The following is an 11,526-nucleotide window of genomic DNA, read 5'->3' on the forward strand; positions in this document are numbered from 1 at the left end:
TTTGAAACGTTCTTTTTTTTCACGGCTTGGATTCCCAAGCCGTGTATGCATTCTATTCTCTTTCATTCTTCCTTTTTCTTCTCTTTTATCCCAAGATCCCAGTTTCGATTTCATCTATGTGGATGCGAATACAGGACAATCTAGCGGAGGACATTCCGCAGTCCGGATGGAAGATACAGTATTTCATTTTCAATTTTATCCGGACGGGATTTTTAGAATCGTAAAAGAATCCTACGATCGATTTTCTTATTCTTATAATATTTATTCCAATCGAACGAGTAAGATCGCAAAGATCCAAATGTCGGAAGCGGAATTGGAAAAAATCCGAGACGGATTTGAAAAAGTATCCGTAATCCAATTCAAACACTTAAAAAATTTAGAATCTATTCGAAGAGATCTTTCCTTTTTAAAAGAGATCTCCGAACCGAATAAAAGCATCCGCATCAAAAGTCTCGGCTACTTTCAAGAAGGAAACCGCTCCGATATCTTACTAAAACTAAGAGAGGAATTGGATCGCAAAAAGGGAAAGGGATGGTTAGGAAAGATCAGATCGGAACTCAAATCGGAATTATCCAATTCCGTTTTGGAGAAAAAATTCGAGATCTCTTCTCTTCTTCCCAAAGTGGAAGTAGGAACCTATCCTTTTTACAAGGGAGGAATTTCATCCTGGTTCATCCCAAAATTGGAAAAACTTTCCGTATTAGAGATCTTGGACGGAGAATTCCGATTAAACCAAGATACAGTGTTTAGCTCTGCATCTTATCCTCTATCTCCCGAAGAGAAACTGAAATTAACCGTTTTAAAAGATTCTATTTTCGCCTCTGTTGTAGATCTACTCGAAGAAGATGCGCCTGATTGGGGACATCCTGCAATCGTAAATCTTGCCAGGTTGCTCGTCTTAGAAAAGAGTATAGAATCCGGAAAACTTCACTATCTCATTTCTTTTCCGGATACTTCAGACTCTATCTCTCCAGAAGTATTCAAAGAACATAAAGAATTTGTAAAACAAAGTCAAAAGGTCCTTTTGGAAGCTGCTAAGAATTTCAGGGACGATATTTTCAAGAACGAATCCATCTCCGAAGAGGATTATCAGATCCTGGAGGACTTAGAGAATCGAGATTGGGAACTCAGAACGGGAATGCAAAGAGGAATTTCTATCCGAAATACCTTTGAAAAATTATCCCCCGATCTGAGCGGAACATTCCTGTATTCTTTTCCAATTCCTGAAAAAGAGAATATAGACCTGCTCATCTCTCAGGCAGAAAAAAAAGAAGGAGAATATTACGATACCTTGAAGTTATTCTATAACTTTAAATTGGTTAGTAGAAATTGCACATCGGAGATTTTCGATGTGCTCAACTTCTCCCTAAACGAAAAAGAATATAGAGAAAGTTTAGGAGAAAGGATCAATCCTCATCGTTCTTTTTCCTTCATTCCTTTTGTAGCTTATGATACTATTCTCACAAATTGGCATGTAAAACATTTAGAGACCGAGTTTTCTTATCGGAAGTCGGAACTGAAAAAGATGTATAGTACGAATTCCGATATGTGGTATGTTTATTTTAGAGAATCCAATACTCTTACGTCTAGCGTTTATAGATCTAATGAGGATGATCCCTCTTTTCTATTTTTTACGGATGATCTTTTCTTACTGCGGCCTATTTATGGAGTAGCGAATCTAGGATGGGGTCTCGGAAATTCTATCTTAGGTATCTTTACTCTCCCCTTTGACAAGGGCAAAAGGATCCAAAACGGCCTTCAGTCCGCCTTCTTCTCCTTGCCTGAATTAGTATTTTTTAATATTCGAAAAGGTTCCTTTCCGAACGCACCTAGTCGAAAGGCTCAAAAAGATTTAAAGACGGATCAATAGATAACTGGAATCGTCCCTGAATTCGCGAGTAGGTAGACTCACCTTCGTAAAAGAACGGATCGCATCTTGGAATTCCGGGATCCCCTGGCCTTTTTTTCGGATCTCTTCTAATTCTCCGAAGAGTGGACTGGAAAGATTATTCAATAACCCGTCGCTGTATAGGAAAAGAATATCTCCTTCTTGGTATGGGATCTCATGAGATTCAAATTCAAGGGAGTCCATAATACCTAAAAGTTGTCCCGACTTTTCATTCAATAGCAACTGGCCGGAAGATTGATACAGCACAGGGAATGGGTGCCCTCCCCTTGCGTAGGTGAGAGTTTTTTTGTCCAAGTGAACGATTGCGACAGCAGCAGTCAAACTATGGGTTCCGATCTCCTGGGACAATTCTATATTCATTCTTTTTAATATATGAGAAGGATCCGCTTGTTCCTTATAAGCCTCTCTTGCAATGCTAGTCATCAAGAGTCCGATCAATCCGGAAGTAACGCCATGATCCTCTATATCTCCTAATAGCACTAGCAAATTGTCACCAACGCGGGAAAGAACATAGAAATCCCCGCTCACGAAGGAGGCAGGAATATTGTCCACGGCTACTTCCAAAGGAGAAAGATCTGGAACAGAGAGGATCTTTCTCTGGATCTTAGAGGCAAGTCTTAGATCTCTTAGGATACTTTCGTCCCTCGCCTCTTTCTCTTTTAACAAAGTATAATAGTCCAAGGCTCTCTGGACTGCAATCCGAACGGTTTGCAATGAAAACGGCTTAAGCAAGAAATCGGAAGCCTTATGAGTGAGAGAGGTCACCACATTATTGATATCCCTTTCTCCGGTCATCATAATGACCTGAGTAGCTGGATTCAGATTTTTGAAATAAGGAAGTACATCCAGACCGCTTGTCCTAGGCATGTGGATGTCCAGAAATACGATCGGATTGGATTCCTTTTCGAAATATTCCTTACCCTTGTCTACTGAATCGAAAAAAGTAGAATTATAACCTAATTTAGAGAGCAAAACTTCAAGAGCTTCTCCCACATCCCGATCGTCATCTATGATCAAAATTTCAGGCTTAATCGTAATTGATGTCATCTACTCGATCCTAGAAAATTCCCTGGTTTTGGAAATTCTGGCAACCATAGAATCATAGTGTTCGTCAAACAAGGATTTTTCGAGGTACGAATTTGTACAGGAAACCATTTCCCCGTAGGTCCAAGTGTACGGCTGAGAAGAATCCCGATCTAGAATTTTTCCAGAGTGGATCGCTCCGGAAAGAGAGCGAAGGTTTTCTTTTTTAAAACATCTGAGCATCGCTCTAAATTCTCCCTCTTTCTCTTCCGATAAGAATCTGAAATTTTTGTGAAATAATACTGCATCGTGGAAATATTCCGGAATATTGAAGGCTCCTGCGGCTCCCATCTTTCCGGAAAGCAATCGAATGAAATGGGTGATCTCATTCATAATGTTCAGCCCAGGGTATTCTTGGCCTTCGAATAACTTCTTCTTATCGCCTAACTTGCCCAAGCGAACGTTTTGGCTCAAAAGCCAATCTATATAGATCATCGGAAAAGACTGTCCGATCTTTTTAAAAAGAAAATCGGAGAATTTCAAACGCATGTGGACCAGGATCTCTTTCTCTTCCGTTTTGATAAAGATCCGATTGTCCACTTCCGAAATGCCATGGATCTCTACTTGGGTCTTTTGGAACCCTCTCATAGAAAGCATCTCGAACATGCCGGATTCTTGTAGGAGCTCCTCCACTTCTTTTGAGGAGAAGCGATTGAATAGAGTATCCTCGATACCTAAATGAGTCTTGAATTCTCGATTTACATCGATCAAACCCAATGCCTCTGGATCGATATAGCTCTGGCCTGCGGGGGCCTTGTCTGAACCGGAAAATATACTCATCACTAAATTAAAGAGGCGAAAACCCGGATCGTATTGAAATGGATCCTGACCGTATCATGGAAGTTGCGAGCGTATCCGCCTGCCGGCATGATCACCACGGGAACATCCAAGGAATCGGCAAATGCTTTCACCATCTTGTCTCTGTTCTTTAATCCTTCGAAAGTCAGTTTCAGATCGCCTAACGAATCGTCTTCGAAAGGATCTGCCCCGGCAAAATAGAAGATCAGATCTGGTTTAAATTCCGCTCGGATCTTCTCCAAACCTTCCGCCAAATAGGACATATATTGTTTATCCCCAGTGCCGTTGTCTAAGGGGATATCTAAATTCGACTTTTCTTTCTTCGGATATAAATCCTCTTGGTGCATCGAAAAAGTCCAAACGGAGTCATCATCTTGGAAAATTCTAGCGTTCCCGTTTCCTTGGTGAAGGTCCAGATCTATGAACAAAACCTTCTTCTCCGGATATTTTTTCAGATAAAGTTTCGTCGCAATCGCAGCATCATTCAAATAGCAGAAGCCTTCCGCTCTGTCCGGCATGCTATGATGGAAGCCACCGCCAATATGATACACATATTTATAATTCTCAGTCGTTTCTGCCGCGAGAATGGTTCCACCTACTCCCAAACAAAAACTTCTTACGATGGCTTGGTTGAGAGGAAGCTCCGAATACATGGTCCTGTCCGTGTATCTGAGATTCATAAAATCCGAAATAAATTCGGGAGTATGCACTAGACTCAGTTCTTCTTCTCCAACCGGAGCCGGTTGAAGCGCAGGCAAAGAAGAAAGTTTAGGATCTTCCTTGACTTGATTGTATATCATTGCGTATTTACGTGCGGGGAATACGTGAGGACCCAAATCCATATTGTATTCCGGATGATAAATTAATGCGAGCCGTTCTAACTGTTGTCGCAAGGGCGATTGCCTTTTTTTTCCCAAGCTTACCCTTCCGTTTCGCCCCGTAAAGAACGAAATCGCATTCTTAAATACGTCCAAATTTTCGGAGGTTCCCATACATGTTTAGCCCGGAAAAGAAAACGAAAATGGTCTGTACCATAGGTCCCTCATCCTCAGATGAAAATATTCTCACCGCACTTCTCCGCGCCGGGATGGACATCGCGAGGATGAATTTCTCCCACGGAACTCACGAAGATCATAAGCAAGTCTTCCAAAAACTCCGCAAATGCGAATCCGAATCTGGAGTCCCTTTAGGGATCATGGCGGATCTACAAGGTCCGAAGATCCGAACAGGAAAACTCCGAGTTCCCCAAGTCGAATTGGAAAAGGGGAATAAGATCAGACTCTTAGCGGACACGGAATATTTAGGTGATTCAGAAGCGATCGGAACCACCTATCCCGCTATGATCGAAGATCTTCGTCCCGGAGACAAACTTTTAGTCGATGACGGTAAACTCGTACTAGAAGTTGAATCCAAATCAAGCAAAGAAGCCGTATTAAAAGTTATAATCGGGGGAATTCTAAAAAGCAACAAAGGAATTAATTTGCCGGGCACCCCGATCTCCGCTCCTGCCCTTTCTGAAAAGGATCTTCTCGATCTGAAATTCGCTCTCAGCCTGGGAGTAGATTACGTCGCATTGAGTTTTGTACGAAGAGCCTCCGATCTAGAAATGGCCAGAGAGATCATGAGAGGGCATCAGACAGGATTGATTGCCAAGATAGAAAGACCGGAGGCGATCCGGAATATCGACGAAATTTTAGATGCCGCAGATGGGATCATGATCGCAAGAGGCGACTTGGGAGTCGAAATAGAAACGGAAAGAGTTCCGGTACTTCAAAAAGAGCTTATATACAAGGCGAATCGCGCTGGCAAGCCAGTGATCACAGCGACTCAAATGTTGGAGTCCATGGTGGACAATCCGAGACCTACAAGAGCAGAAGCAAGCGATGTAGCAAATGCAGTTATGGATGGAACCGACGCAGTCATGCTTTCGGGAGAGTCCGCCAGTGGAAAATATCCTGTAGAATCCGCAGAGATGATGGCAAAGATCTTAAGGGAAACGGAAAACCTGGATCGCATCTATGAGATCCATTGGAATATTAAAAAATCCGAATTAGAGATCGAAAGAGCGGCCCTTGGTTCCGCAGCAAGAGAGATTGCTCATAGCATCCAGGCCAAGGCAATCGTCAACTTCACCCGAAGCGGTTATTCTGCATTAGTCACGTCCGAGATGAGGCCTAAGGTTCCAATCCTTTCCTTCACTCCATACCTAGCGACAGCCAGAAAGATGAAATTGTATAGAGGAGTGCAACCTTACGTTATGCCCTTTATGGAAACCTTCTTTGACATGATCCGTTATATGGAAACCAAGCTTCCAGAAGACGGGATGCTAGTCCAAGGAGATATAGTGGTCATTCTTTCCGGTGCGCCGGGAGGCGAGGCAAAATCCGTGGACTTCTTGCAGATTTATAAAATCAAGTAGATCCTCATATTGAATACATATGAGGATGATTTATGAAGAAGTATTATCGATATTTAATCTTTCAAACCAACCGATTCATTCAAGTCGAAATAACGAATGGATATTGCGACCAAGAAGAAGAGATGGGAAAGGAACTTGGGGATAATCTATACAAAATAGGAATTCGTGCAACAACCGATTCGGCCACTGATTGGGGATATGTTATCGATATAATATATATGAATATTAAATATATATTATATCTCGCCGTAATCCACAGCGACAATAAAGCATTTGCGATCTGCCTAGAAAGTTCGGAAACGGATATTCATCCGGATCTAATTTCGGAAATTATAAAAGTCTTAAACTCCGACGCTCGAAACTTTAATATAACTTTGCTTTCTCAAGAAGAATGGAATCAAAAATTCATCCGCCAAAATATAGGTGGACCACATGACATGAGAAAAATAGCGGAGAATAATTAATATTCCCCGAATTTCTTTCCGTCCTATAAGTTCCTACAAAATCCTGATATTTGCTTCTGCAAACTCTTTCAACACTTCTCGGGAGATCCTGGCTCTCTGATTTCTCTTCTCCTTGATATGAGTCAGATAACGTAAGGAGAAGAGGATCCCACCTTCTTCTACATTCACATAGACGATTGGTGTGATCTTTCCTAAACGCACCAAGTAGTTTTTAGAAAGCTCTCTCACAGTAGAATCGATCTTGTGTTGGTCTATAATAGATCCATTTTGTAGGATCCCGTTTAATAATTGCTCTGCCCTCTCCCAATCGGTGCCATGAGGAAGCTTCAATCTGAACTCGTCCCAAATAAAACCGAACTTTTCCTTCACCACATAAACCTTATGAAGGATCACTGAATGATTTGGAATATGCACAAGACGATTCGTAGACTGTTCCGATTTAGGATCTTGGCTGATCTCCAGAAGAGTGAAACGGTTAATACCTATATTCACCACGTCCCCTCGGATGCCATCGATCTCGATCCGATCACCCACTTCGAAACCGTTGCTCCCATGTATCATGAGCCAGCCAACATAATTCAAAGTGATATCCTTCAGAGAGATCACGATACCGGCACCGGCAAGACCCATCACAGTAGGCAGGTAAGACAAACCGGAGAATATGATCGGAAGAAGAGAAACTGCTCCGACGAGCACGAACAAGATACGCGTTACTCTCCTTCTATTGTAACGAACGGAATTGTCCGCAGGAGGACGAATGCGATCGAAGCCTAATACAAAGGTTTTGTAGACTATAACTAAACTTATAATGAAGTAAACGACCAGGATCAGTTCCTGAGAAATCGTTCTCTCCTTTAAGCCAAGGAGGAAGAATGGATTCAGTAATCGGATAATATCTTCCATACTAGCGAGAAGCCAGACTAGCGATTGATTTCAACTAGATCAAGGCAATTCTTAGATTTTACTTCATCTTCTTCTGAGAACGAAACGCCTGGACGATCTCCGGCAACTCGACCGGAATGTCCCAAACCGGAGAACCGGCAGATTGCAATAAAACGAACCGAACAGAGCTCCCCACATTCTTTTTATCGTGAAGAGTGTGCTTGGCCACTTGCGAGGACTTGCTCGAATCCTGATACGGAAGATCGTATTGAGCCAGTATCTTTCTTAAGTCTTCGATCCAATTCTGATCCAAGCCTTGCTTCTGCACAGAAAGAATGATCGCAGTCAATAGTCCTATTGCAACAGCTTCTCCATGTGAATATTTTTTATAATTCGTAAGAGACTCGATGGCATGTGCAGTCGTATGCCCTAAGTTCAATACCTTTCTGAGTCCGGTCTCTCTTTCGTCCTGACTCACTATATTCGCTTTATATAAAATAGAACCGACGATCAATTCCAAAAGAGCAGGAGAAGAATGATCATACACTTCTTTGTTATTGGCGCGGACTTTCTCTAAATATTCACCGCCGGAAAGAAGACCGTGCTTCACAATCTCCGCCATACCGCATCTCCATTCCTTCTTCGGTAAGGTGGATAACGCGATCAATGGCACATATACGAATTCAGGTTGGTAGAAGGAGCCGATCATGTTCTTACCAAGATCCGCATTCACGGCCACCTTTCCTCCCACAGAAGAATCCACACAAGCAAGAAGGCTCGTCGGGATCTGAGCAAAGCGAATTCCCCTCAGAAATGTAGAAGCAATAAAACCAGCAAAATCACCGACCACTCCGCCTCCAAGAGCGAGGATCAAACTCTTGCGATCGGCACCCAGTTCTATAAGCCGATTGTATACGTCCGCAGTTCGATTGATGTGCTTGTTCTTTTCTCCGCCTTTAATATAGATCTCATGAACCGGAACACCCAGCCCACCTAATTCCATACTATAAAATTTTGAAAAGAGACCAGAGAGCTTTCTCTCAGTTAAAATGAAGATAGAAGAAACCGGATAGAACCTGCGAATCGTTTCTCCCAATCCTCTAAAATCGGAATAAATGCTGACCTTATATTCTTTAGAGAACGCATGTATCTTAACTTCTTGGATCGGATTCATTTATCATATACCCATTGGCTTCGAATAAAAGGAGAAGGCTTATACTTTCCCGCAGAAAGATATTCCTTGATATCTGGACGAATATCCATCTCCAAAACTGCGCCCAAAGGAAAATATCCGAAGCCAGTGATCGCCTTCTCTTTCAAGTTCACAGTCGGGTCTTGCTTCTTCACGGTAGTCAAAAAAACCAATTGAATAAGATGACGATTTCCCTTCGGGTCAATGGATTCATTTAGAAAAAGAAAATTCGCACTCGTAACATCCAAAGAAAGTTCCTCTTTCAATTCTCTCTTTAGAGCGTATTCGGCATTCTCGCCGAATTCTATTCCCCCTCCGGGCAATAGCCAATAATAAGAGTCCTTCTTCTTTTGCTGCAAAAGAAGGATCTCTCCCTTACGATTCCGAATAAGAGCCGCAACTCTCACTCTTAAGCCTTTCTTTTTAAAAAAGAATTCCATTTGGATAATATCGTTAAAACTTAATTTTCAGGATCTTTAGCATTTGTTTAGCCGCATCCTGTTCCGCAAACTTTTTATTTCGGCCTTGGCCTTCTGCGGAGTATTTATCTCGGATCGATACATTTACATAAAACGTTTTTTCATGATCCGGACCGGTTTCTTTGATCAATCTATAGGTAGGAAGAAGCTTAAATTTTTTCTGGCAGGTCTCCTGCAGAATGGATTTGAAATCCGTAGCCTCTCGAATGGTGTCCGAATCCTTAATGAAGCCGACAAGATGTTTTATAATGAATTCTTCGGCAGTTTCCATTCCTTGATCTAAATAGATCGCACCTACCAAGGACTCGAATAGATTCGCTCCTAGTTTTTTTTGGGAATCACCCTTGCCTTCTCCCCTGCCTAATAATACGAATTCGATTAATCCGAGTTTGTCGCTCAGTCCATTCAGAACAGTGGTAGAAACCAATTTGGCTTTTTGTCTGGATAATTCCCCTTCGGAAGCACTCGGGTTCGTTCTAAATAAATACTTCGCGATCACCAAACCTAGAACGGAATCACCTAAGAATTCCAATCTTTCGTTATGCTCTTTATACTCTGGGTTCTCGTTCTTGAAAGAACTATGAATGAATGCGATCTCTAAATAAGATTTATTCCGAAATTTGATGCCCAGATCTGAGATCAAATGATTGAGCCTATCCCATCTTTCGGGATCCGGCGGAGTTTGAGCTGGTTTTTGGTTTTTTTTTATCAAAGGATTTTGATAAAAGGAAGGAAAGAGACTTCCGAGTTCCCGTAAGAACCCGGAGGTCTAGTCAATTAGGACTTAAGAGTGTCGATGAACTTAATTACGTCTCCGACGGTTTGGATCTTTTCAGCATCCTCATCGGAAATTTCAACGCCAAACTCTTCTTCAAGAGCCATAACGAGTTCAACTGTATCAAGAGAGTCTGCACCGAGGTCATCAATAAAGTGTGCTTCAGGAGTCACTTCTGACTCATCCACTCCAAGTTGCTCAACGATAATAGACTTAATCTTTTCGAAATCTGCCATTTGTTTCCTCCGTACCACAGGAGTGGTATGTAAGTTTTAGTTAGGTTTAGAATCGGGGATTAATTCATCCACCGATTTTTAAACATTTTTATCTGAAAAGTTTTGGCAAGCGATAACGGAAAAGAAACAGGAAAAAAACCGAATATTTCAACATCGAATGTTGCTAAGTTTTTCCTAAAGAAGCCGTTCTATAAATTCAGGATTTTAATAGGCGATAAAAATACGAGAACGTTCGTTTGCCGCACATGAATAATCAAAAAGTCACATTCGAATTTTAGAGTATTACGGAATACGGAACGCAGGTTCGTCCTTTTTAGTTATGTGAAATTAAAATTATAAAAGAAGATTCGCTTCGAACGGCGTTCGGGTTTTGTAATTTAGTTCCTTCTTATTCCCCTTGTCCCTTGAATAAGAGACAATCTATTCCATGAATGATAGTCCTTTTTCCAAAGTAATAAAAAAGCCCGGCAAAACCGGGCTTTCTTGGATTCCATTCTCGAATGAGACTCGGAAACTTAAGCTTGTGCTCCTGGAAGGAAGCCCCCGCCGTTCACTTCGATTATCTGTCCTGTAATGAAAGAAGAAATATCAGAAGCAAGGAACGCGATCGTATTCGCGATATCTTCTGGCTGTCCAGCTCTCTTAAGAGGGATAGCCGCAACCATTGCAGTGCGGATCTTTTCAGGAATTGCGTCTGTCATCTCAGTAGCGATGAATCCTGGAGCGATTGCATTACAACGGATCTTACGACCTGCCATTTCAAGAGCGACTGCTTTGGTCAAACCGATCACACCAGCCTTAGAAGCTGAATAGTTAGTTTGTCCGATATTTCCGTTCACTCCAGCGATAGAGGAAAGGTTAATGATGGATCCACCATTAGGATTCTTTGCCATAAATTTTATGGCTCCTTGGATACAGTTAAAAGTTCCAGTTAGGTTCACTGCGATTACCGCATCCCACTGCTCTTGTTTCATTCTAAGCATGAGAGTGTCTTTAGTGATACCTGCGTTGTTCACAAGAATATCGATAGAGCCGAATGTATCTACTACCGCTTGGATAGCTGCATGAGCTGACTCTGAATTTGCTACGTTCGCAGAGACTCCTAGAGTCTTTACACCGGTTGCTTTTGCGATTTCGTCTGCGGTTGCCTTACTTGCCTCTTCGTTTAAGTCGGCGATGACAACATTTGCACCTGCTTGTGCGAGTTTTAATGCGGTTGCTTTACCGATTCCACGGGCAGCCCCGGTTACAATGGCGTTTTTGCCTTTCAAATCGATCATTGGTTCTTT

General features: G+C 42.0%; 12 protein-coding genes. 3 read left to right on the forward strand and 9 right to left on the reverse strand.

The window, feature by feature from the left end:
* Nucleotide 1 precedes the first annotated feature (1 nt).
* Nucleotides 2–1,870, forward strand: coding sequence for a hypothetical protein (locus EHO59_RS08125; RefSeq protein ID WP_135586714.1), 1,869 nt, complete (start codon nt 2–4; stop codon nt 1,868–1,870).
* Here EHO59_RS08125 and EHO59_RS08130 read toward each other — a convergent pair.
* From EHO59_RS08130 to EHO59_RS08140, 3 genes are read right to left on the reverse strand one after another with little or no spacing between them, the layout of a single operon-like run.
* Nucleotides 1,853–2,956, reverse strand: a complete 1,104-nt coding sequence (locus tag EHO59_RS08130; RefSeq protein WP_135586716.1) for a SpoIIE family protein phosphatase — start codon at nt 2,954–2,956, stop codon at nt 1,853–1,855. The genes EHO59_RS08125 and EHO59_RS08130 overlap by 18 nt on opposite strands.
* On the reverse strand, nt 2,957–3,772 hold the full coding sequence (locus EHO59_RS08135; RefSeq protein WP_135586718.1) for a hypothetical protein: 816 nt from the start codon (nt 3,770–3,772) through the stop codon (nt 2,957–2,959).
* 2 nt (nt 3,773–3,774) lie between these two features.
* Nucleotides 3,775–4,683 carry a histone deacetylase family protein gene (locus EHO59_RS08140; protein WP_210413050.1) on the reverse strand — a complete coding sequence of 303 codons (909 nt, stop codon included), beginning with the start codon at nt 4,681–4,683 and terminating at the stop codon, nt 3,775–3,777.
* Between the two features lie 101 nt (nt 4,684–4,784).
* On the opposite strand from EHO59_RS08140, the gene pyk reads away from it, so the two are divergent.
* Both pyk and EHO59_RS08150 read left to right on the forward strand, forming a co-directional pair.
* On the forward strand, nt 4,785–6,209 hold the full coding sequence (gene pyk / locus EHO59_RS08145; RefSeq protein WP_135586722.1) for a pyruvate kinase: 1,425 nt from the start codon (nt 4,785–4,787) through the stop codon (nt 6,207–6,209).
* 32 nt (nt 6,210–6,241) lie between these two features.
* A complete protein-coding gene (locus EHO59_RS08150; protein ID WP_135586724.1) occupies nt 6,242–6,673 on the forward strand; it encodes a hypothetical protein in 432 nt (143 codons plus the stop codon).
* A 33-nt stretch (nt 6,674–6,706) separates the two neighbouring features.
* Here the strand turns inward: EHO59_RS08150 and EHO59_RS08155 are convergent, their stop codons facing one another.
* The 6 genes from EHO59_RS08155 to fabG form a co-directional block, all read right to left on the reverse strand.
* Entirely contained in the window at nt 6,707–7,576 is an 870-nt protein-coding gene (locus EHO59_RS08155; protein WP_135586726.1) for a mechanosensitive ion channel family protein, read from the reverse strand.
* 58 nt (nt 7,577–7,634) lie between these two features.
* Entirely contained in the window at nt 7,635–8,729 is a 1,095-nt protein-coding gene (gene aroB / locus EHO59_RS08160; protein ID WP_135586728.1) for a 3-dehydroquinate synthase, read from the reverse strand.
* Nucleotides 8,726–9,187: an NUDIX domain-containing protein gene (locus EHO59_RS08165; protein ID WP_135586731.1), complete on the reverse strand. Its 462-nt coding sequence runs from the start codon at nt 9,185–9,187 to the stop codon at nt 8,726–8,728. The genes aroB and EHO59_RS08165 overlap by 4 nt, the downstream gene beginning before the upstream one ends.
* Before the next feature lie 13 nt (nt 9,188–9,200).
* Nucleotides 9,201–9,938: a ribonuclease III gene (rnc, locus tag EHO59_RS08170; RefSeq protein WP_167882086.1), complete on the reverse strand. Its 738-nt coding sequence runs from the start codon at nt 9,936–9,938 to the stop codon at nt 9,201–9,203.
* A 65-nt stretch (nt 9,939–10,003) separates the two neighbouring features.
* Nucleotides 10,004–10,237 carry an acyl carrier protein gene (gene acpP / locus EHO59_RS08175; RefSeq protein WP_008594933.1) on the reverse strand — a complete coding sequence of 78 codons (234 nt, stop codon included), beginning with the start codon at nt 10,235–10,237 and terminating at the stop codon, nt 10,004–10,006.
* Nucleotides 10,238–10,752: 515 nt separating this feature from the next.
* Complete coding sequence (gene fabG / locus EHO59_RS08180; RefSeq protein WP_135586733.1) at nt 10,753–11,517, reverse strand: 3-oxoacyl-[acyl-carrier-protein] reductase; 765 nt, start codon at nt 11,515–11,517, stop codon at nt 10,753–10,755.
* Between the last annotated feature and the right edge of the window lie 9 nt (nt 11,518–11,526).

The sequence above is a fragment of the Leptospira semungkisensis genome (assembly GCF_004770055.1).
In the GTDB taxonomy this organism is placed as follows: domain Bacteria; phylum Spirochaetota; class Leptospiria; order Leptospirales; family Leptospiraceae; genus Leptospira_B; species Leptospira_B semungkisensis.